General features: G+C 55.4%; 21 protein-coding genes and 1 other annotated feature. Of the genes, 17 read left to right on the forward strand and 4 right to left on the reverse strand.

Annotated features, from left to right (window positions below; all coding sequences use genetic code 11):
- The first annotated feature begins 93 nt into the window (after positions 1–93).
- The 3 genes from ACI7RC_RS25195 to ACI7RC_RS25205 are packed head-to-tail and all read left to right on the forward strand — an operon-like array spanning position 94 to position 1,999.
- Positions 94–1,290 carry an FAD/NAD(P)-binding oxidoreductase gene (locus ACI7RC_RS25195; protein ID WP_408110939.1) on the forward strand — a complete coding sequence of 399 codons (1,197 nt, stop codon included), beginning with the start codon at positions 94–96 and terminating at the stop codon, positions 1,288–1,290.
- On the forward strand, positions 1,287–1,808 hold the full coding sequence (locus ACI7RC_RS25200; protein WP_408110940.1) for a peroxiredoxin: 522 nt from the start codon (positions 1,287–1,289) through the stop codon (positions 1,806–1,808). The genes ACI7RC_RS25195 and ACI7RC_RS25200 overlap by 4 nt, the downstream gene beginning before the upstream one ends.
- Positions 1,805–1,999 (forward strand): hypothetical protein, encoded by a 195-nt coding sequence (locus ACI7RC_RS25205; protein WP_408110941.1) that lies wholly within the window; start codon positions 1,805–1,807, stop codon positions 1,997–1,999. The genes ACI7RC_RS25200 and ACI7RC_RS25205 overlap by 4 nt, the downstream gene beginning before the upstream one ends.
- Before the next feature lie 11 nt (positions 2,000–2,010).
- Here ACI7RC_RS25205 and ACI7RC_RS25210 read toward each other — a convergent pair whose 3' ends face one another.
- The gene (locus tag ACI7RC_RS25210) at positions 2,011–3,228 is read right to left on the reverse strand and encodes an MFS transporter (protein ID WP_408110942.1); all 1,218 of its coding nucleotides are present in this window, start codon (positions 3,226–3,228) and stop codon (positions 2,011–2,013) included.
- A gap of 228 nt (positions 3,229–3,456) precedes the next feature.
- Here ACI7RC_RS25210 and ACI7RC_RS25215 point away from each other — a divergent pair, with 228 nt between their 5' ends.
- The 9 genes from ACI7RC_RS25215 to leuS all read left to right on the forward strand — a co-directional run bounded on the left by ACI7RC_RS25215 (position 3,457) and on the right by leuS (position 11,351).
- The gene (locus ACI7RC_RS25215) at positions 3,457–3,999 is read left to right on the forward strand and encodes a YqeG family HAD IIIA-type phosphatase (protein ID WP_408110943.1); all 543 of its coding nucleotides are present in this window, start codon (positions 3,457–3,459) and stop codon (positions 3,997–3,999) included.
- Positions 3,981–5,111: a ribosome biogenesis GTPase YqeH gene (gene yqeH / locus ACI7RC_RS25220; protein WP_408110944.1), complete on the forward strand. Its 1,131-nt coding sequence runs from the start codon at positions 3,981–3,983 to the stop codon at positions 5,109–5,111. Before ACI7RC_RS25215 ends, yqeH begins: the two co-directional genes overlap by 19 nt.
- Before the next feature lie 26 nt (positions 5,112–5,137).
- Complete coding sequence (locus ACI7RC_RS25225; protein ID WP_408110945.1) at positions 5,138–5,983, forward strand: shikimate dehydrogenase; 846 nt, start codon at positions 5,138–5,140, stop codon at positions 5,981–5,983.
- 4 nt (positions 5,984–5,987) lie between these two features.
- Complete coding sequence (gene yhbY / locus ACI7RC_RS25230; protein ID WP_408110946.1) at positions 5,988–6,278, forward strand: ribosome assembly RNA-binding protein YhbY; 291 nt, start codon at positions 5,988–5,990, stop codon at positions 6,276–6,278.
- A gap of 12 nt (positions 6,279–6,290) precedes the next feature.
- A complete protein-coding gene (locus ACI7RC_RS25235) occupies positions 6,291–6,920 on the forward strand; it encodes a nicotinate-nucleotide adenylyltransferase (protein ID WP_408110947.1) in 630 nt (209 codons plus the stop codon).
- Positions 6,862–7,431 (forward strand): bis(5'-nucleosyl)-tetraphosphatase (symmetrical) YqeK, encoded by a 570-nt coding sequence (gene yqeK, locus ACI7RC_RS25240; protein WP_408110948.1) that lies wholly within the window; start codon positions 6,862–6,864, stop codon positions 7,429–7,431. Before ACI7RC_RS25235 ends, yqeK begins: the two co-directional genes overlap by 59 nt.
- Positions 7,432–7,441: 10 nt before the next feature.
- Positions 7,442–7,798: a ribosome silencing factor gene (gene rsfS / locus ACI7RC_RS25245; protein ID WP_019120013.1), complete on the forward strand. Its 357-nt coding sequence runs from the start codon at positions 7,442–7,444 to the stop codon at positions 7,796–7,798.
- Positions 7,799–7,802: 4 nt separating this feature from the next.
- Positions 7,803–8,546 (forward strand): class I SAM-dependent DNA methyltransferase, encoded by a 744-nt coding sequence (locus ACI7RC_RS25250; RefSeq protein WP_408110949.1) that lies wholly within the window; start codon positions 7,803–7,805, stop codon positions 8,544–8,546.
- A gap of 44 nt (positions 8,547–8,590) precedes the next feature.
- Positions 8,591–8,824: a binding site (T-box leader), on the forward strand.
- A gap of 58 nt (positions 8,825–8,882) precedes the next feature.
- Entirely contained in the window at positions 8,883–11,351 is a 2,469-nt protein-coding gene (leuS, locus tag ACI7RC_RS25255; RefSeq protein WP_408110950.1) for a leucine--tRNA ligase, read from the forward strand.
- A gap of 249 nt (positions 11,352–11,600) precedes the next feature.
- On the opposite strand, the gene comER is transcribed toward leuS, so the two are convergent.
- Positions 11,601–12,494 (reverse strand): late competence protein ComER, encoded by an 894-nt coding sequence (gene comER / locus ACI7RC_RS25260; RefSeq protein ID WP_408110951.1) that lies wholly within the window; start codon positions 12,492–12,494, stop codon positions 11,601–11,603.
- 147 nt (positions 12,495–12,641) lie between these two features.
- On the opposite strand from comER, the gene ACI7RC_RS25265 reads away from it, so the two are divergent.
- The gene (locus ACI7RC_RS25265) at positions 12,642–12,959 is read left to right on the forward strand and encodes a DUF485 domain-containing protein (protein WP_408110952.1); all 318 of its coding nucleotides are present in this window, start codon (positions 12,642–12,644) and stop codon (positions 12,957–12,959) included.
- Positions 12,956–14,470 (forward strand): solute symporter family protein, encoded by a 1,515-nt coding sequence (locus ACI7RC_RS25270; protein ID WP_408110953.1) that lies wholly within the window; start codon positions 12,956–12,958, stop codon positions 14,468–14,470. The genes ACI7RC_RS25265 and ACI7RC_RS25270 overlap by 4 nt, the downstream gene beginning before the upstream one ends.
- Positions 14,471–14,478: 8 nt before the next feature.
- Here the strand turns inward: ACI7RC_RS25270 and ACI7RC_RS25275 are convergent, their stop codons facing one another.
- Entirely contained in the window at positions 14,479–15,159 is a 681-nt protein-coding gene (locus ACI7RC_RS25275; RefSeq protein WP_408110954.1) for a helix-hairpin-helix domain-containing protein, read from the reverse strand.
- 204 nt (positions 15,160–15,363) lie between these two features.
- Positions 15,364–17,295 (reverse strand): asparagine synthase (glutamine-hydrolyzing), encoded by a 1,932-nt coding sequence (gene asnB, locus ACI7RC_RS25280; protein WP_408110955.1) that lies wholly within the window; start codon positions 17,293–17,295, stop codon positions 15,364–15,366.
- 188 nt (positions 17,296–17,483) lie between these two features.
- On the opposite strand from asnB, the gene ACI7RC_RS25285 reads away from it, so the two are divergent.
- The 3 genes from ACI7RC_RS25285 (at position 17,484) to ACI7RC_RS25295 (ending at position 21,426) form a co-directional block, all read left to right on the forward strand.
- Positions 17,484–19,877, forward strand: a complete 2,394-nt coding sequence (locus ACI7RC_RS25285) for a DNA internalization-related competence protein ComEC/Rec2 (RefSeq protein WP_408110956.1) — start codon at positions 17,484–17,486, stop codon at positions 19,875–19,877.
- A gap of 89 nt (positions 19,878–19,966) precedes the next feature.
- A complete protein-coding gene (locus ACI7RC_RS25290; RefSeq protein WP_408110957.1) occupies positions 19,967–20,515 on the forward strand; it encodes an RNA polymerase sigma factor in 549 nt (182 codons plus the stop codon).
- Entirely contained in the window at positions 20,512–21,426 is a 915-nt protein-coding gene (locus ACI7RC_RS25295) for an anti-sigma factor (RefSeq protein WP_408110958.1), read from the forward strand. The genes ACI7RC_RS25290 and ACI7RC_RS25295 overlap by 4 nt, the downstream gene beginning before the upstream one ends.
- Positions 21,427–21,514: the final 88 nt, after the last annotated feature.

The following is a 21,514-nucleotide window of genomic DNA, read 5'->3' on the forward strand; positions in this document are numbered from 1 at the left end:
GGGGCGGTCCGTTTTTTTGTTCAGTCTTAATTCCGCCGGTTTTTCATATGAAAAAAGAAAGAGGTACCCGATGACTCTGCAGGGGGGATAAGCGTGTCACAAACGCATTATACGGTTGCGATTGTAGGCGGCGGAAGCGGCGGGATTGCGGTTGCGGCGAGGCTGGCTCGGGAGGCCAAGGGGCTGTCCGGGAAAATCGCCATCCTCGACCCGGCCGAAAAGCACTATTATCAGCCGCTGTGGACATTGGTTGGCGGAGGTGTAGCCAAAAAAGAAGCGACCGAGCGGAAGATGTCTGCCCTCATACCGGAAGGGGTCGACTGGCTGAAGGACAGCGTGACGGACATTCTTCCCGAAGAGAATCGGCTCGTGACTGCACAGGGGATGAGCGTTCGCTACGACTATCTGGTGGTGGCCGCCGGCATCCACGTAGCCTGGGACAAGATCAAAGGTCTGCAGGAAACCCTGGGCAGGAACGGCGTCTGCAGCAATTATTCCTATGACCTCGTCGACAGCACATGGGAGAGCATCCGGAACTTTACCGGGGGAAACGCGATCTTCACTCAGCCCAATACCCCGGTGAAATGCGGCGGCGCCCCGCAGAAAATCATGTACCTGGCGGAAGAGTATTTTTGCAAAAGGGCGATCAGACAGCACTGCCAAGTGATTTTTGCGTCGGCCAGCCCAACCATTTTCGCCGTCAAGAAATACGCCGCTACCCTGGATCAGGTCATTTTGCGCAAGCAGATCATCACGAAGTTCAAGCGCAATCTGATCGAGATCAAGCCGGATGCCAAGGAGGCCGTCTTTGAGCACGTCGAGACGGGGGAGCTGGAAGTGCTCCCGTACAGCATGATTCACGTCGTACCGCCCATGCACGCCCCGCCGTTCATTCAGAAGAGCCTGATCGCCGACCAAGCCGGCTGGGTGGACGTAGATAAGCATACCTTGCAGCACAAGCGCTTTGCCAACGTATTTGCCTTGGGAGATTGCAGCAATTTGCCCACCTCCAAGACGGGCGCCGCCATCCGCAAGCAAGCCCCCGTCGTGGCGGGTAATCTGCTCGCCCAGATGGAGGGGAAGCCGCTTGCCGAGAAGTACGACGGCTATACCTCCTGTCCGCTCGTCACCGGGTACGGCAACCTGGTGCTGGCCGAATTTGACTACGATCTGAATCCCCGCGAGACCTTTTGGTTTGACCAGTCCAAGGAGCGCTACAGCATGTACCTGCTGAAAAAACACGTGCTGCCGGTGATGTATTGGCAGGGCATGATGAAAGGGCACATGTGAGAGGGAAGAAGGGGATTGCCCGCCGGCACGAAGGCAAGGTACACTTGAGTCAAGATGAAGCCAAGGGGCAAAGGGAGGCGACAGCCATGCTGCCAGTGGGAGCAAGTGCGCCCTTGTTCACGGCCGAGAGTACCTGCGGCGAAGTGCGTTTGGCAGACTATATCGGGAAGAAAAACGTCGTGCTGATCTTTTATCCGCGGGATCACACGCCCGTCTGCACCAAGCAGCTTTGTGCCGTACAGGCGGATATCGACCAGTTTGAGCGAAGCGATACGGCGGTGTTCGGCGTAAACCCGGGTTCCCTTGAGACGCATCAGGGGTTTTCCGCGCAATATCACTTTTCCTTTCCCTTGATCGCGGATCGGGAAGGAGCGATCCGGAAGCGGTACGCTGTCCCCAAAATGCTCGGACTGATCGCCCAGCAGCGGATTGTCTACGTCATTGACAAAGCGGGAAAGATCGCTTTTGCACGAAGGGGCGTTCCAACGACGGAAGAGATGCTCGGGGTACTGCAATGAATGTGAACCGCTACCACTGTTGTGCCACCTGCGAGCACTTTCGCGTCGAGAAGGGGAACGGCAGAGCGTCGTACCGCTGCGCCAGGCTTACGTATGAGACAAAGCCGCATTACCGCTTCGACTGCTGGTCGCCAAGGGAACAGGTGAGGCGGCGGATGGAACAGGAAGCGCCTCAGTCCGATGAAGACTGAGGCGCTTTGCGCTATTCATCTGCCAATTCCCGCTGCCGGGTCTCCTGTCCGAGGAAGGCGACCGCCAAGACGCCGATCAGGATCACGCTGAAGAACATCGTGAAAATCCAGGCCATGCTGAACTTGGCGGCGACGAGCAGGCCGACCAGGAGCGGGGCGGCGATTCCGCCGACGCGGCCGATAGAAGCGGCCATGCCTGCCCCTGTTGAGCGTATCGTCGTCGGGTATAACTCCGGCGTATAGGCGTACAGGCCGCCCCATGCTCCCAGGTTGAAGAAGGAGAGAAAGATGCCGGATGCCAGCAAAGCGGGCAGGGAACCGGCATTGCCGAACCAGAGGGCGGAGAGTGCCGTCATCGATAAGTAGAGGACCAGGACAAATTTTCGGCCATACCGCTCAATAAAGTAGGCGGCCGTGAAGTACCCTGGCAGCTGAGCAAGCGTCATGATCAGCACGTACTCGAAACTCTTGATCAGACTAAACCCCTTCATGACCATAACGGTCGGCAGCCAAAGGAACATGCCGTAATACGAAAACACGACGGTAAACCACAAGATCCACAGCATGATGGTCGAGCGGCGGTGTTCGCGGTTCCAAATCGCTGACAGATTTTCGGCAAAGGAGCGCTCCTTTCGCCCGCGAACTGCCGTATGACGCGGGGAATCTTCGATGGAACGGCGCAGGTACAGGGCGTAGAGCACCGGGATGGCGCCGATCACAAAAGCCGCCTGCCACCCGTACACAGGGATGACAAAGTAAGCGACCAGTGCAGCCAATAGCCAACCGCCTGCCCAAAAGCTTTCCAGCAGCACGACGGCTTGTCCGCGTTGGGCTGCAGGCATGGACTCCGATACGAGCGTCGAGGCGACGGGCAGTTCGCCGCCCAGTCCCACCCCGGCCGCAAAGCGCAGCACGCAGAGGATCAGAAAGGAATGGGCCAGTGCCGACAACCCGGTGGCGACGGAAAAGATGAGCAGAGTGGCGATCAGCACGTTTTTTCGCCCGTAGCGGTCCGCCAAAATCCCGGCCATCGCCGCTCCGACGGCCATCCCGACGGAATTGATGCTGGTCAGCCAGCCCACCTGCTGCGGGGTGAGGTCCCAGGCGACAGTCAGCGCGGCGACGATGAAGGAGATAATCCCCACATCCATCGCATCGAACAGCCAGCTAAGCCCTGCGCTGAACAGCAATTTTCTCTGGTTTGCATTGCTGGAAGTAAGAATCGACATGAATAAGACCTCGCTTCGTCCATTTCGTAATAACAAGAATGATAGAAGTCTGTAATAGCGTAACCTGCCTTCGCTAAATAATAAATACAAAAATTTCGATTGCAGGCAACCTCTCCTTGCCTTCGCCCCTTTTATGGGGGCCGTTTTCTTTTGCAAACAAGGCTGCAGATGTGATATAGTTAGTCCCGATAATCACATACTGAACAGAGTAAAGCAGGCCTTGACGGGATGTTTTGGAGGTGTCTTAGGCTGATCAAAAAAGTAATGCCGAGCCAATTCGTGGAGACAATTCACGATATTGATATAGAAGAATTGCGAGCGAAAAATATCCGGGCCATCATCACGGACCTGGACAACACACTGGTCGAGTGGCATCGGCCACAGGCTACTCCGGAGGTGCTGGCGTGGCTGTCGCGCATGCGCGAGGCCGGCATACAGGTGACGGTCGTCTCCAATAACAATCAGGAGCGCGTGCTGCGCTTTTGCGAACCGCTCGGCATCCGGTTTATCTGGGCGGCGCGCAAGCCGCTAAACCGGGCGTTCCTGCGCGCAATCCGCGAGATGGATGTGCGGATTGAAGAGACTGTGGTGATCGGGGACCAGTTGTTTACGGACATCCTGGGCGGAAATTTGCTCGGGTTCCACACGATTCTCGTTGTCCCGGTTGCCAGTACCGACGGATTTTGGACCCGGTTTAACCGCCGCATGGAAAGGATTGCGCTTTACTGGATGCGCAGAAAGGGATTGATTACGTGGAAGAACCATTCGTGAGCCCGGATGAGCCGCTGCAGTGTGCCGGCTGCGGCGTCGCCATACAGACGGAAGACAAGACGAAGCAGGGGTACGCCCCCGTATCTGCGCTGAGCCGGGACGTCGTCATCTGCCAGCGCTGCTACCGGATCAAACACTACAATGAAGTGGCGCCGGTCGACATGGAGGACGACGACTTTCTGCGGATCTTAAACGGCATCGGGGCTACGGACAGCCTGGTCGTTATGGTCGTCGACATCTTTGACTTTCAAGGGTCGTGGCTGCGCGGACTGCCTCGCTTCGTCGGGAACAATCCGATCCTGCTCGTCGGCAACAAGGTCGACCTTTTGCCGCGCAGCATCAACCCCAACCGCGTCCGCAACTGGATGCAGCACGAGGCCAAACAGCTGGGACTTCGCCCGGTCGACGTCGTGCTGGTCAGTGCCGTAAAGGGACAGGGGATCGACGAACTGCTGCAGCGAGTCGGGGAACTTCGCAGGGGCAGGGACGTATATATCGTCGGGGTCACCAATGTCGGCAAGTCTACCCTGATCAATCGGATCATCCACGATTACGGGTCTGCGGGTGTGGAGATTACGACTTCTCCGTTCCCGGGAACGACGCTGGACAAGATTGAGATCCCGCTTGATGACGGGCGCTTTATCTACGACACTCCCGGGATCATCAATCGGGATCAGATCGGCCATATGGTCACCCCGCAGGACCTGCGGAAGCTGACGCCGATCAGCCGGGTCAATCCCAAAACCTATCAATTAAACGATCGGCAAAGCCTGTTTATCGGCGGATTGGCGCGGATCGATTACGTCAGCGGCGAACGTCAGCCGTTTGTCGTCTACGTCGCCAACGCCCTGCCGATTCACCGCACCAAGCTGGAAAAAGCAGACGAACTGATGGCGAAACACCATGGCGAGCTCCTGGCTCCGCCAGTCGGCGAAGCGGTCAAGCTGCTGCCGCCGTTTACTCGACATACGCTGAAGATCGAGAGCGCCGGCCCGGTTGACATCGTCATCTCCGGCCTGGGTTGGGTTACGCTGCAGGGCAAACAGAAAGCCATTCTGGAAGTACACGTCCCGAAAGGCGTCGGCGTTGCCGTCCGCAAAGCGCTGATCTAACGGGAGCACCGCTGGGGGGAATAGAGATGATAACGAGCAAAACCGTATTGGTGGGGTTGTTGGGCCATCCGGTCGGCCATTCGCAATCTCCGCTGATGCACAATGCAGCCTTTGCCGCACAGAACCTGGAGTTTGCCTACACGGCCTTCGACGTCGCCCCTGACGATTTGAAAGACGCCGTGGCCGGCATCCGCGCACTCGGCCTCAGGGGAGTCAACGTGACGATTCCGCACAAAGTAGCGATCATGCCTTTTCTCGACCGGATTGATCCCTTGGCTCGTCAGATCGGCGCGGTCAATACCGTCGTCAACGACCAGGGGCAGTTGATCGGATACAATACGGACGGGCTTGGGTACGTCCGCTCGCTGGTGGAAGAGATGAAGATCAATCTCACAGACCAGGTGGTTGTGCTCCTGGGAGCGGGCGGCGCGGCCCGGGCGGTCGCTTTTACCTTGGCTGACCAAGGAGTAAAAGAGCTGCAGATATACAACCGTTCGCGGGAAAAGGCGGAATTTTTGGCAGAACAGCTGAAATCGATCACTGCGGTGAAAACGATCGGCTCCACCGAGCTGAAAGCGGCTGTGGAGGCCGCTACGCTTTTGATCAACACCACTTCGATCGGGATGCATCCCCATGTCGACGAGACGCCGATACCGGCGGAGTGGCTGCATGAGCGGCTGTTCGTCAGCGATTTAATTTACAATCCATTAGAGACAAAACTGCTGCGTCACGCGAGGCAGGCTGGTGCCCGAACACACTCCGGCGTCGGGATGTTCGTCAATCAAGGGGCGCTTGCCTACGAGCTGTGGACCGGGCAGCCTGCACCGACGGAGCTGATGCGCGAGTCGGTGCTCAAACGCTTGGAAGGATGATATGATGTTAACAGGAAAACAAAAGCGCTATCTTCGCTCACTCGCCCATCACCTGACCCCGATTTTTCAGGTGGGCAAAGGCGGAGTGAACGAAAATATGCTGAAGCAGATAGAGGAAGCTTTGGAAGTTCGCGAGTTGATCAAGGTATCGATCCTGCAAAACAACTTGGACGACAAGCACGAGGTTGCGGAAGCGCTGGCCTTAGGCTCCGGTGCCGAGCTGGTCCAGCTGATCGGCCACACTGTCGTCTTATATAAGGAATCTGTAGAACATAAAACGATTACGCTTCCGTAAGGACGGGAAACGATGCAAAAACGGATTGGGATACTGGGCGGAACGTTTGATCCGATTCACAACGGGCATCTGCTCGCGGCAGAACAGGCGCGGGAACAGGTCGGGCTCGATGAAGTCTGGTTTATGCCCGCCTACATTCCGCCCCACAAGGAGCACAAAGGCATGGCGGAAGCGAGGCATCGCCTGCGAATGACGGAACTGGCTACGGCCGACCATCCCGCTTTCCGGGTGACGGACATCGAATGCCGGCGAAGCGGTCCGTCGTATTCGATCGACACCATGCGGGAGCTGACCCGGTTCTATCCGGACGTTCAGTTTTACTTTATCATCGGCGGCGATATGGTAGAGATGCTGCCAAGCTGGTACATGATCGAAGAGTTGGTCAGCCTGGTCCGCTTTGTCGGCCTGGCCCGCCCGCGAGCGGATTACGACGAGGCTGCGCTGGCCCGTTACGTGACATTTGTCGACATGCCGGCTTGGGATCTCTCGTCTACGCTGATCCGCGAAAAGGTGAGAGCGGGGAGAAGCCTGCGCTATCTCGTACCCGCCGCCGTGACAGACTATATAAAGGAGCAGGGGTTGTATGGAGCTGTTGTACAATCGGGAGAAGCTGCTGGCACAGATTCGCGCCCAGATGAATGAGAAGCGCTACACCCACACCCTTGGCGTGGCTGCATCTGCCCGCGAGCTGGCGAAGCGCTTCGGCGCCGATCCGGACAAGGCGGAGCTGGCCGGCTTTGCCCACGACTACTGCAAATGCTGGCCGATGGCACGGATGCGCGAATACCTGCTGCGTTACGATTTTCCCGAGGATATTTTGACCGGCGACAAGGAGCTGTGGCATGCCTTCGTCGGAGCGATCGTGATCCAGACCGAACTGGGGATTGACGACCCGGAGATTATTCAGGCGGTGCGCTACCACACGACTGGCCGGGCGGGGATGTCCCTCTTGGAAAAGGTCGTCTGTGTGGCCGACTACATTGAACCGGGCCGGGCGTATCCCGGTGTGGACAACATCCGCCGGCTGGCCGAAAGCGACCTCAATCTGGCTCTGGCTGAGGCCCTCGGCGGCACGATCACCCATTTGATCGAGCAAAAAAAGCGGGTCCATCCGCTTACCCTGACAGCATACAACGATCAACTCAACCGATAGGAGGGGTTTTGTGGCAAATGTAATCGAAGAACTGGCCCGCCTCGTTGTGAAGGCGGCAGAGGACAAGAAGGCGGAAAACATCCTGACCTTGGATATCAGCAAGCTGTCGGTCATCGCCGATTACTTTATCATCTGTCACGGCAATAACGAACGGCAGGTGCAGGCGATCGCAGGTGAAATTCGCGATCAAGTCTACAAGCATGGATATCAGGTTCGCGGCATCGAAGGCGCAGATGAAGGACGCTGGGTACTGATCGATCTGGGCGACGTCGTGGTACACGTCTTCCACAAGGAAGAGCGGGATTTCTACCATATCGAACGGCTGTGGAGCGAGGCGGAACACGTCTCCCTCAGCAAACAGGCGTAAGGCCGTGGCTTACACGCATTTAGCCGCCGTTTACGACGCACTGATGGCGGATGCCCCCTACAGCGAGTGGCTGGACTGGGCGGAAGCGGTCTGGAGCAGAACGGGACGGCCGAAGAGCGTCATCGATTTAGGCTGCGGTACGGGAAATCTAGCCATTCCGCTGGCCAAGCGGGGTTACCAGGTCACGGGTGTAGATTTGTCCGCCGAAATGCTTTCGATCGCCTACGAAAAAATGAAGCGGGAGCAGGCGCTGGTCACCTGGGTCGAACAGGACATGCGGGAGCTGGCGCTGCCGGAGTCAGATGCGGTGATTTCGTTTTGCGACTCGCTTTGCTACCTGCTCGAAGAGGGGGATGTCGAGCGGACGTTTGAGCGCGTATTTGCCCAGCTTCGGCCCGGTGGGACTTTTTTGTTCGACGTTCACAGCCCTTACAAGATCGTAGAGGTCTTTGGCGACAACACGTTTACCTTAACGGGTAACGAGATCAACTACATCTGGCAGTGCTGCTGCGAACCCGAGCGGCTTGAAGTGGAGCATCAGCTTACCTTCTTCATCCAAGAGCGCGGAGACCTGTTCCGCAGGATGGAAGAGGTCCACGTCCAGCGCACCTACCAGCCGATCCAGCTGGCCGGGTGGCTGAGGGCAGCTGGCTTTGAAGATATTGTCATCACGGGGGATTTTACCTGGTTGCCGCCGACTCCCGAGAGTGAACGCCTATTTTTTTCGGCACGCCGCCCCTTAAGTTGACAGGAAGCGACATCTCTGACTATAATGATTGGTAATGATGAGTATGATTGGCAATGACGAGGAGCAGTAGGAAATGGATTCGGCATAAAGAGAGTTGGCGGATGGTGCAAGTCAACCCAATCTTTTCTGAACTCGCCTTTGAGCTCTTCACCGGAAGGCTGCGAGGCTGCGTATGGTGAAGCGACCCTTCCACGTTACGGAAGCACAAGTGGGCGTACGGCAGAGACTCGTTCGTCAAGTAGGGTGGTACCGCGGGAAAGTAACCTCTCGTCCCTGACAGCATGCTGTTGGAGATGGGAGGTTTTTTATTTACATGTCGTTGAGGGAGGCTTTTCTATGGCAAAGCAATACGATCCAGCCTTGATTGAGCAAAAGTGGCAAAAGGTCTGGAAGGAACGACAAAGCCACAAGACAAATGAAGACAAATCAAAACCAAAATTCTACTGCCTGGAGCAGTTTCCTTATCCTTCCGGTCACCTGCACATAGGTCATATGCGGGTTTACTCGATCGGGGACATTATCGCCCGACTGAAACGGATGAACGGTTATCAAGTGCTCCATCCGATGGGCTGGGATGCCTTTGGTCTACCGGCGGAGAATGCAGCCGTCAAATTTGGCGCCGCCCCGGCGAAGTGGACGTATCAAAACATCAACCACATGAAGGAGCAGCTGCACCGTTTGGGGGTCAGCATCGATTGGTCGCGTGAAGTAACCACCTGCTCTCCCGATTACTACAAATGGACCCAGTGGCTGTTCTTGACCTTCTATGAGCGCGGACTTGCCTACCGGAAGCGGGCTTCTGTCAACTGGTGTCCGGAGTGTTCCACTGTTTTGGCCAATGAACAGGTGATTGACGGCCGCTGCTGGCGCTGCGATTCGGAAGTGACAAAACGGGACTTGGAGCAGTGGTTCCTCAAAATCACCGATTATGCCGAGCGCTTGCTGAACGATCTAGAGAACCTGCCGCGTTGGCCGGAAAAAGTTCGGACGATGCAGAAGAACTGGATCGGCAAAAGCGAAGGGGCCAATATTACCTTTACCCTGCCAGAGTTGGCTGACGAGAAGATCACCGTTTTCACCACGCGGCCTGATACACTGTACGGTGTTACTTACATGGTGATCGCACCTGAACATCCGCTCGTTCCCCGCCTGATTGCCGGGAAACCGCAGGAAAAGCAGGTTGCCGACTTTGTGGAGCAGATGAAGAAGGAAAGCGACATCTCCCGCACCTCCGCCGATGCGGAAAAGGTGGGCCATTTTACCGGCGCCTACGCCAAACATCCGCTGACAGGCGAACAGGTGCCGATCTGGGTGGCCAACTACGTGCTGATGGACTACGGTACGGGCGCGGTAATGGGCGTGCCGGCTCACGACGAGCGGGACTTTGCATTTGCCAAAAAATACCAGCTGCCGATCAAAGCAGTCATCAATCCGGACAGCGAAATGCTGGTAGAGGAAATTGGCATCGATGCCGCCTATACCGGGGAAGGCACGCTGATTCATTCCGACATCTTCGACGGCATGCCAAATCGCGAGGCGATTCAAGCGATCGCCAAATATCTGGGAGAAAAGGAAATTGGCGGTCCGACGGTTTCCTATCGGCTGCGCGACTGGCTGGTATCCCGCCAGCGCTACTGGGGTGCCCCGATTCCGATGATCTACTGTGACAGCTGCGGCGTCGTTCCTGTGCCGAAGGATCAGCTGCCGGTTATGCTGCCGGAAGACGTCGTCATTGACGGCAAGCGAAATCCGCTGACGACATCGGACGAGTTTGTCCACACGACTTGTCCAAGCTGCGGCAAGGCGGCCCGGCGGGAGACGGATACGATGGATACATTCATCGATTCTTCCTGGTACTACATGCGGTATACCGACCCGCAAAACGAGGCGCTTCCGTTCGCCAAGGAGAATGTGGACAATTGGATGCAGGTAGACGAGTACATCGGCGGAATTGAACATGCGATCCTCCACTTGTTGTACTCTCGTTTCTTCACCAAGGTGCTTCATGATGCAGGCATGATCTCTTGCGAGGAGCCGTTCCGCAGCCTGTTGACCCAGGGCATGGTGCTCAAGGACGGAACGAAGATGTCCAAGTCGAAAGGAAATGTGGTCAGTCCGGACGAGATGATTGAAAAGTACGGAGCCGATACAGTCCGCCTGTTCATTCTGTTCGCCGCGCCGCCGGAACGCGACCTGGATTGGACCGATACCGGCGTAGAGGGCAGCTACCGCTTCCTGAATCGCGTGTGGCGGCTGGTCGAATCCCATGCGGACATGATGAGAAACGGGACTGCCGCGGCCGACCCGTCTGGCGCGGATGCAAAAGAATTGTATCGGATGACCCACCACGCGATCAAAAAGGTTACCGAGGATATCGGCGAGCGGTACACATTTAACACGGCGATCAGCACGATTATGGAACTGGTCAACAAGCTGTACGCCTATCCCGAGGAAGCCGACCGCGGCACACTGGCCTTCGCTTTGGAGACGCTGATCGTGCTGATGGCGCCGATTGCACCGCATATCGCAGCGGAGATGTGGGAGTTGATCGGCAAGACCGGCTCTGTACACGAGCAAAGCTGGCCCGGCTACGAAGCCGATGCCCTTGTGCTCGATGAAGTGGAGATTGTCGTGCAAGTAAACGGCAAGGTGCGCGACAAGCTGGTCGTGCCGAGCGGCCTGTCAAAAGAAGATCTGGAATCGCTCGTGCTCGGCCACGACAAGGCCAAAGGCCTGATCGAAGGGAAGACCGTCAGAAAGGTGATTGCGGTCCCCGGCAAACTGGTCAATATCGTCGTCGGTTAAAAAGCCTGCCGTTATACTGGTAGAAAGCATAAGGAGTTGCTCCTCTTTGGGACAATTTTTCACCATTGTCCCAAAGAAAGGGGCGCTCTTTTTTTGTTTTCCCGGCCGTTCCGACGACCTCTATGCGGCATACGTGCAGCTATTGCTTTTCGGCTGCGACCGCACGCTTTGGAACCATACGGCCATACGTCATACGTGCTGCTTTCGCTCATCGGCTGCAGCCGCACGCTTTGAGGTCCGGCTGCCAGATCAGACAGATTCTTTGGCTGCTTCGTTCCTTTCTGTTGCTGCAAGCTTCAGATGTTCGCTCATCGCCTCACGATCTTCGGCAAACTTGGCGTGAGTTCGTCTGAATACCTCTTGAAACACTCCGGGAAGGTGTTCCTGCAAGGGGATCAAACCTTCACCTGTGATGCCTCCGGGAACACAGACGCGCTCTTGCAGGGAGGGTAGGGAGAACACGTCCTGACGGAGGAGATCGGCAAAGCCCATGACCATCTGCGTGGTGAGAAATGTGGCCGATTCCCGGGAAATGCCCGTTTCATCGACGGCCGCTTGAATCATCTGCTGCAGCAAATAGCTGAGGAAGGCAGGACCGCAGCTGCTAAGATCGGAGGCAATCCGCAAGAAACGCTCAGACACTTCCAGCGGCTGGCTGATCCGGGAGAACAGGGAGAGCACCAACCGCCGCTGTCCATCCGTGGCGCGCTGGCCGAACTCTATCAGTGTTAGTCCGCTGCGAGCGGCATTGGTAATGCTCGGCACAGCCCGGACGACGGCACAGGGGACGAGCTCCTCCAATTGAACCAATTGGACGGGGCTCGTAATCGTCACGAGGATCTTCTGTTCCGTCAAGGTATCTCCCAGTTCTTCCAGTGCCTGGCGATACTCCAGCGGCTTGACGCAAAGCAGCACGATGTCGCTCTCTTTCGCTACTTCAGCATTCGAGTTTGCAGCCCGAAGGCCGGGATGTCGAGCAGCCAGGTTTGTCAATTTATCGGGCGTCCGATTAAAGGCGATGATCTTGTCGGGTGTGAGTGAATGGGCGGCGATAAAAGCATCAATGAGGATGGCCCCCATACTGCCCGTACCGATAAAGCCAACCTGCATGGAAATCCTCCTATCGAATCTTCTTTTTTGCATAGTATGACAGCGGGGGAGGAAAAATGCCCCAGGCGGCAGACATGCAAGAAATGTGTGTTGAAATTGGCAGAATACTGTAATAAATTAAAATAGGCAGAGATTGGAAATCGATCTTTGCAAAATTGGGAACCAGAAGGAGGAAAATGCATGAGTCAACCTGATTGGGACAAAGTGGTCCAATCACCCGCTTTCCGGGAATTGATGCGGCAAAAAAAATCGTTCATCATCCCGGCAACCATCTTTTTTATCGTTTTCTACTTTATGCTCCCCCTGCTGACAGCCTTTACGACCTCGTTGAACGGAAGAGCAATCGGAGCGATCAACTGGGCGTATCTTTATGCTTTTGCCCAATTTGCCATGACCTGGATCATTTGCCACTTGTACGCGAGCAAGGCAACCAATTTTGACAAGATAGTCGAACAAGTGAAGAAAGAGGCGGAGGGGAAGGGAGTGAAGGCCGGATGAATGGAACCGCTTTCAGTTTGTTTGTGATCATTATCCTCATCACGCTGATTATCACCTACTGGGCTTCCAAACGGAACAAATCGACCAGTCAATTCTACGTCGCCGGCGGATCGATTACCGGCTGGCAGAACGGACTTGCCATCGCAGGGGATTACATGTCGGCAGCTTCATTTCTCGGTATTGCCGGTGCTATAGCGCTAAACGGTTTCAGCGGCTTCTTCTTTTCCATCGGTTATCTGGTAGCGTATTTGGTCGTCTTGCTGCTGGTCGCCGAACCGCTCAGAAACTTGGGAAAATACACAATGGCAGACATGATCGCGTCGCGGTTTAACGTGAAGGCGATTCGCTCTACGGCTGCTCTCAGTACGATTACGATCAGCACCTTCTACATGATCGCCCAGTTGGTTGGCGCCGGCGCGATCATCAAGCTGCTGCTTGACATTGACTACACCACTTCCGTCATCATCATCGGAATTCTTATGACCATCTATGTCGTGGCCGGCGGCATGCTTGCGACCACGTGGGTGCAGATCGTCAAGGCAGTGCTGCTGATGTTCGGGACAATTACCCTGGCGATCATGGTACTGGCCCATTTTCACTTCAACCCTGTAGAGATGTTTAATCAGGTGGAGGCCAAACTGGGCGTGGAGATGGTTGCGCCGCCGCCTCCCACGACGATTGCTGTCGGATTGGATTCGATCTCCCTCAATATGGCACTGGTATTCGGAACAGCCGGGCTGCCGCATATTCTCATCCGGTTCCTGTCGGTGCCGGATGCGGTAACTGCCCGCAAATCAGTTGTCATCGCCACTTGGCTGATCGGGGTGTTCTACCTGCTGACGCCAATTTTAGGCTACGGTGCGGCCTATTTTGTCGGCAAGGAAGTCATCATTGCGGAGAATAAAGCGGGCAATTTGGCAGCCCCGCTGCTGGGACAATACCTTGGCGGAGACTTCTTCCTGGCGTTTATTTCGGCGGTCGCATTTGCCACCATTCTGGCAGTGGTGGCAGGACTGGTTATCTCAGCCGCCAGCGCGTTCGCCCACGATTTTTACTCCAATGTGCTCCGGCATGGCCAGGCGACGGAAAAAGAACAGATGCGTGCTGCGCGGTGGGCCTCGATCGGCATATCCATCATTTCCATCCTGCTGGCGCTGGGCGCACGAAACTTCAATGTCTCCTTCCTCGTTTCCCTCGCCTTCTGCGTTGCCGCCAGCGCGAATTTGCCGGTTATTCTGTTCACAATATTCTGGAAGCGATTTAACACAAAAGGTGCAATTACAGGGATGTTGACCGGACTCATCAGCTCTGTCGGCCTGATCCTGCTCAGCAGCAATGTGATGGAAGAGGCCATATTCCCGTTAAAGAATCCAGCTCTCATCTCAATCCCCCTCGGATTCCTGGCCTGCTACCTCGGTACCGTTCTGAGCGGCGGTGCGACACCGGAGGAACAGAGAAAGCACACCGAGATCCTGGTAAAAGCCCATACCGGGATCAAGCATACCGGATAACGCCTTGGTCATGGAGCGGCAATTTTGTCTTTCAGCCGGTCAAACGTAGTGTTGCCGATTCCGCTTACTTTCTTTAGCTGTTCCGGAGAAGAGAACGGGCCATGCTGCTCGCGGTACGCGAGGATCGCCTGTGCCCGGGTCTCGCCGATTCCGGGCAGCGTCATCAGCTGCTGCAGGGTGGCCGTGTTCAAGTTTACCTTGTCGCCGCCCGAAGCAGCCTGTCCGCTCGAGGAACCTCCGCTTGCAGTACCAGCGGTTCGACCGAGGGTATCACACGGGCCGCACTGGGCGTTTTTGGCGGGAATAAAGATCACCATGCCGTCCGTGAGCGGCTGGGCAAGGTTGACGCAGTCTGCATCAGCTTCTGGCAAAAATCCTCCGGCTTTGGCAATCATTTGCTGAATCCGCTCGTTATCGGAGAAGGTGTAGACACCAGGCTGCTTGACGCTCCCTTTTACGTCAACGTACTTTACAGCCGGAGGCGCAGGCGGGCTATCTGTTTTTTTCTCCACATTCTCCACGGGCAGGGGCGTGTCTTTACTTGCTTCCGCGGCGGCGTAGGCGGGCAGCGGAAGTGAGGGGGCATCCTTGGGCCCTCCCGGATAGAACAAGAACGAGACAAGTACAAACAGCGTGATGCCGATCATGAGAATGATCCTGCGGTGCCGCTCCCACAAATCGTACAGCATTTTATAAACCCCCTCTGTCTTTTTATAAAATCTCCTTGCTGAGATCTTATAAAAAGACAGAGGGGGAGCGCAAAAATTATGCAAGGCGTAGCGGCCAAGGGATTCGAAAAGAAATGAGAACAGCCTGAGTTCTAATCGATAGGACTCAGGCTGTTTCAATTGGTCTATTCATCCTGTCTACTATTGCAGCTTTTGCCTGCAATCCTACCCGATCTGCTGATGCAGATCTGCCGATTTTTGCCGGCGGATTTCGACGGTTGGACTGACGTACGGTTCGAACTGATATTTTTGCTCGATAAAAATTTGGTGCCAGAGCATGAAGACGAGAATCGTCCAGATCTTCCGGCTGTAATCCGCATGCCCCTCGCGATGCTCATCGAGCATGTACAGGACAAACGCTTTGTTGATCAGGTAATCCACTTTCGATTCAAAGATCAGCTCTTTTGCCCATTTGTAAAACTGGTTCTTCAACCAATGCCGCGTCGGTACAGGGAAACCCAGCTTCGGACGCGTTTTGATATCGGGCGGCAGAAAATCTTTCATCGCTTCCCGCAGGACGTGCTTCGTCGTCCCGTTGGCAATCTTGTACTTGGTCGGGATCGTGGCGGCGAATTCAAAGACTTTCACGTCGATGAACGGAACGCGCAGCTCGAGGGAATTGGCCATCGTCATCTTGTCTGCCTTCATCAAGATGTTACCGCGCAGCCACGTGTGAATGTCCAGGTACTGCATTTTCGTAACGTCATCGTAAGCGGCTGCTTTTTTGTAGATCTCCTCGGTGATCATCCAGGGATTCTCATAGCTGTCCAGGTGTGAGATGTCCCGGGTGACGACCCGTTCTTTCAGTTCTTCGTCAAAGATCAGCGCGTTGCCGAAAAAGCGTTCTTCTACAGTCTTTGATCCCCTGATGAGGAAATTTCTCCCTTTTATGTTGGTTGGCAGCTTTTCCGCAATGGTGCGAAGCGAGCCTCTCATCCACTGGGGCATGCCCGCAAACATGCGCAAGGAGTGGGGCTCCCGGTAGATATTGTACCCGCCGAAGAATTCGTCTGCCCCCTCGCCGGACAGGACTACCGTGACGTGCTGACCGGCCAGTTCGGCGACGAAGTTGAGCAGGATCGCCGAAGGGTCGGCGACCGGTTCGTCTTGATGCCAGATCAGGCGGGGCAGTTCATTCAGATAACGTTCGGCAGAGATGACGACCTCGTGGTGTTCACTCCCCAGATACTCCGCCGTCCGCCTGGCAAATTCAAGTTCGCTGTAGCCAGGTATGTCGGAGCCGACGGAAAAAGTCTTGACCGGCTCAAAGCTGCGCAGCATGCCAACGATACTGCTGGAGTCCACTCCGCTCGACAAAAAGGCTCCGCGCGGCACTTCGCTCATCCGGTGCTTGTTGACCGATTCGAGCAGCACTTCCCGCGTCCCCTCGACGAAATAGCTGAAAGGCTTGCTCTCGTCCGGAGCGAATTTTGCTTCCCAGTAGGGCACGAGGGTGATCTGGTCGTTTTGAACGACGAAAAAATGGGCCGGCGGAACGCGGTAAATTCCTTTGTACATCGTATTTGGGTCAGGCACGTATTGAAAGGTTAAGTAGTGGTAGAAAGCCGTTTCATTTACCTCGCGCTTCAAGCCGGGCAGTTCCAGCAGGCTTTTGATTTCGCTGCCGACTGCGATGGCATCGGCCGTTTCCGTGTAGTAAAGCGGCTTGATTCCAAAATGGTCGCGAGCGCCGAACAACAGGTTCCGGCGGCGGTCCCAGATCGTGAAGCCGAACATGCCGCGAAGGTGTTTGGGTGCATCAAAACCCACTTCCTCATAGAGGTGGAGAATGGTTTCAATATCTGAACCGGTTTCAAAGACGTGTCCGCAATCTTTCAACCAGGCTTGCAGTTCCTTGTAGTTGTAGATTTCTCCGTTGCCAATGATCCACATGTCCTTCGTTTCGTTGAAAAGCGGTTGGTGGCCGCCCGCGACATCGATGATGCTCAAACGGCGAAAACCGAGAGAGACATGATCTTCGGTGTAAATACCGTTGTCGTCAGGCCCCCGGTGCAGGATGACATTGGTCATCATTTCCATGACCTCCTGCTGAACGGGCACACTCCGCTTGTTAAAGAGCGATACAATTCCACACATAAGTTTATGCTTCTTCCTCTCGCAGTGGGTTGCCTTACTAACACTATAGCTAAATCTATCATGTATTAAACGGCAGTGCAATCTGCCAAACACCTAGTCCAACATGGGACATGAGGCCAGACAGCGTTTTTTATGTCCTTCCCATTTAGCGTATCATCGGGAAAAACCGAGAGCGGAGGGACAAGGGCGTGGGACGCAGTGAGAATCGATTCTTTGCCGCCGGCATGCTCTGGGCGGCAGGGGTGGCATTGGCCGCATCAATCACATACTTCTGGCTGCTGGTTGGCGTGGCCGCCGCGGCAGCGATCGGACTCTTTGCCGTTCCGGCCAAGCTGCGCAAGTGTGTCATTGCCTTCTGCGGCTTGATTGCCCTGTCGGCATCTGCCTTTGTCATATACGACTACATGCACCGTTCGACACTGGTTGCCTACGCCGAGGCTGAGGCCGATCTGCTGATCGAGGGGATCATCGATTCGCCGGTCAAGCTGGACGGGGACAGTGTCCGCTTTTTTCTGCTGGCAGACCGCTTTGGTCGATCCGCTCCTTCCGATTTGCTATCTCCCAAAGAGAGAATCGCCTTGCGAGTCAAGCTGAGCGAGGAGGAACAGGTGAAGGGTATCGCCTCATGGTCGGTCGGATCTCGTCTTGCCGGCAGGGTAAGCCTGGGTCTGCCTGATCCGGCGCGGAATCCGCACGGTTTTGACTACGCCAATTACTTGCGCTGGCAGGGTGTCCGGGTGACGGCGGCGGCGGAGTATGCCGATTTAACAGAAGGGGCTGCGGGTTGGTCGCTTTTCTCCTGGTTTGGCCGCGTCCAACAGGTGGAAGCGGCCAAATTGGATCAACTTTTCAGCAATCCGCTGACTGCAGGATATATGAAGTCGCTTTTGCTCGGCGTTCGCGACGCGGTCGACCCACAGCTTGAGGAGGTGTACTCTGGGCTGGGGTTGATTCATATTTTGGCTATATCGGGGCTGCACGTATCGCTGGTCAGCGGCGGATTTTTATGGCTGCTGGAACGGTTTGGAGTTGTCCGCGAAAAGGCTCTGCTGATCACGATTCTCTTCCTGGCCGGGTATGTGATGCTCGTCGGCGCATCTCCTTCGGCTGTCCGGGCCGGGTTGATGGGGGGAGTCGGCCTGTGGGGGAGGTACGTGAAGAGCCGGTTTGCCGTTTTGGATTTGTGGGGTCTCGCCCTTCTGCTGATGCTGCTGTACAATCCGTATCTGCTGTTTCAGATCGGCTTTCAGCTGTCATTCGCCGTGACGCTCGGCCTGATCTGCCTGGTTCCGCTGTTGGACGCCATACCGTATGCCGGTCCGCCCTGGCTGCGTTCGTCGCTTGCCGTCTCCTGTGCGGCACAGCTTGCCTCGTTTCCGTTTCTGGTGTACTGGTTTCATCAGGTTTCGCCGCTCTCCTGGCCGCTCAATATTCTGGTAGTCCCTGTCCTGTCTTTGCTTGTGCTGCCTGCGGGCTACGTGGCGCTGCTGCTGTCTCATCTGCACCCGGCCCTTGCCTTTTTGCCAGGGAAGCTGGTCGATGGACTGCTCACGCTGCTGCATCACTGGCTGATTCAGCTTGGCGGTCTGATCGTACCGTTTACCAATTGGCCTCACCCTGGCGTGGGCTGGATTCTGAGCTATGTGGCCGCTATCGCCGCCATCTGGCACTTGTGGAAGCGGGGGTACCATCGCAGGCGCGATATGCTCATGTACGCGCTGGCTATCTGCCTCCTGCTTCTGGCGGCTCGACAGCCCTTATCCGGCACTGACGAAGTGAAAATTACGTTTTTGGACGTCGGTCAGGGAGATTCCGCCGTTGTCGAAATTGGTAGAAACACAGTATACTTGATAGATGGAGGAGGAACTATTCGATTTGCAGAAAAAGAGCCCTGGCGAGCCAAACGTTCGCCGTTTGAAGTGGGCAAAGACGTCGTCGTACCGTTTCTGCGTTCCCGCGGTATAGAGAGAATCGACCGATTGGTGCTGACGCATGGCGACTTCGATCACATCGGCGGATTGGCCGCTGTCATCCCCCGCTTCGGGATTGGAGCTGCTCTGGTAAACGGGCAGCCGCCCAAGGACTTTGAGCAGGAGATACTCGACGAATTGAGGGCAAGATCCGTCTCCGTCTACAGCGGAACAGTCGGTTCCGGGTGGCGGGACAGCCCGCATGTCCGCTGGACGTGGCTTCATCCGGGCGGTTCGGGCGAAGGCAATGAGAATAATCAGTCAGTCGTTTTGCTGTTGACCGCTTATGGGAAAAACATTTTGTTTACCGGCGATCTGGAACGGGAAGGGGAGGAACACCTGATGAAAACCTTCAAACTTCCGCAGATCGATGTATTAAAGATCGGCCATCACGGCAGCAAAACGTCCAGTTCGGAAGCTTTCCTGAACGAAATACGCCCGAAGGTGGCGGTGATTTCCGTCGGTTCGCAAAACCGCTACGGCCACCCCGCACCAGCAGTAATTGAGCGCTTAAAAGACGGCGGCACCACGATTTACAGAACAGATTGGCACGGTGCGGTCACGGCCAGAATCAACCGGGATGGAATTAATTGGAGTGTACAAATCAACTGATCTTATAGTACAAATACATAACGGAAAAAATCGCCTTTGCCATCTGCAACTTTTCCGAGCAGCGCCACGTCTGAAGAGGAGGAGAAATAATGGTCGAAGCAGAGCTGATTAGAAGAGCTCAGGCGGGTGATCGGGAATCGATGATCGAATTGCTCCGCTCTATCGAAAACTCTGTTTATCGGAGTGCCTTTTATATATTGGGCAACGAGCAAGACGCACTTGATGCCTCCCAGGAAACGCTGATTCGGGTTTATCAAAAAATCCACCTATTCCAGGAAAAGGCAAAATTTTCCACGTGGGTTCAGCGTATTGTCAGCAACATTTGCATGGATAAATTTCGCTCGAAAAAAGAAACGATTTCGATTGATGAGCACGAGCTAGCGTTGCCTGTTATTAACAATGTAGAGGAAGAGTTTCTGTTGAACGATCTAACTCATGAGGTTCATCAGGCAGTCGCCAAGCTGCCGGATCACTATCGCGTTGTCATTGTCTTACGCTATTTACAGGAACTGTCTTATCAGGAGATTGCCGATACGCTTGAATTGCCGCTGAACACGGTGAAGTCCTACTTGTTCCGGGCCAGGCAGCAGCTTCAGGAACTTCTGTACGACTATCAGGAAGGAGGGGTGAAGGGATGACGGCAGATATGCTGGAACTGATCCAAAGGGATCTCGACGGCGACCTGAGTCCGGAGGAAAAGCTTGTACTGGAGAAGCATCTGCAAGCCGATCCGGAACTTCAGTTGGTCTACTCCCGGCTGCAGCGAGTCTCCGCCCAGCTGGAGCAGCTTCCCAACGTGACCCCGCCGTTTAGTATCGTCGATTCCATTCTGCCTAAGCTTGAAATCCCAGATCCTGTCCCCGTACTGGCGGCAAAGCAGGGAGAGCTGCCGAGGTTGGAGCGCCGGGCGGCTGCCGCTCAGGAACAACCCCGTACAAAAACCCGCAGATTTCCCCTGTGGGCGGCAAAAGCGGGCAGCGGAGTGGCGGCTGCTTGCCTGCTGTTCGGTTTGTTTATGCTCACCAAGGGAGGCGAACCCGCGGGGGTCGTCGACCAAACCTCCGGCTCACAGCCAAAGTCGGTAACGGTGCAGCAATCCGTTGACGATCCTGCCTCACCTGGCGACAACGCTCCTGACAAGGCAGAACCGCCGCAGAAGGAACCGGGGGATTCCGCTTCCCAGGGTACGCCTAAGCAGAATCAGCCGGCAGGCAGTGGAGAGAATTCGGCATCCTCGCAAAGCAATGCGCCGAATGCTCCGGCAAAGAGCAATCATGGCAGTCCAGGGCAGGGACAGAACAAGGGCGTTCCCGCTGTGACAGACAAAGAAAAGGAAAAAGCGGAGAAGGAAAGAGAGAAAGCAGAGAAGGAAAAGGAAAAAGAGAAGGAAAAAGAGGCGAAAGAAAAAGAAAAAGCCGAGAAAAAAGAGAACAACAATGACAACAGCGCGCTGATCGATAAAAAGTTGCATGAGATGGAAGAGTGGCAAAAGAAACAGGAAGAAAAGAAACGGGAAGAGGAAGAGAAGCAACGGGATCGAGGCAAATAACAGGCCGTTTTCCGGTCAGTCAAGATCAACGAGGGACGCATTGAAAAAAAACTACGACTGACCAATTAACATACAAAATGTATATTCT

The organism is Brevibacillus sp. B_LB10_24 (assembly GCF_046036945.1).
In the GTDB taxonomy this organism is placed as follows: domain Bacteria; phylum Bacillota; class Bacilli; order Brevibacillales; family Brevibacillaceae; genus Brevibacillus_C.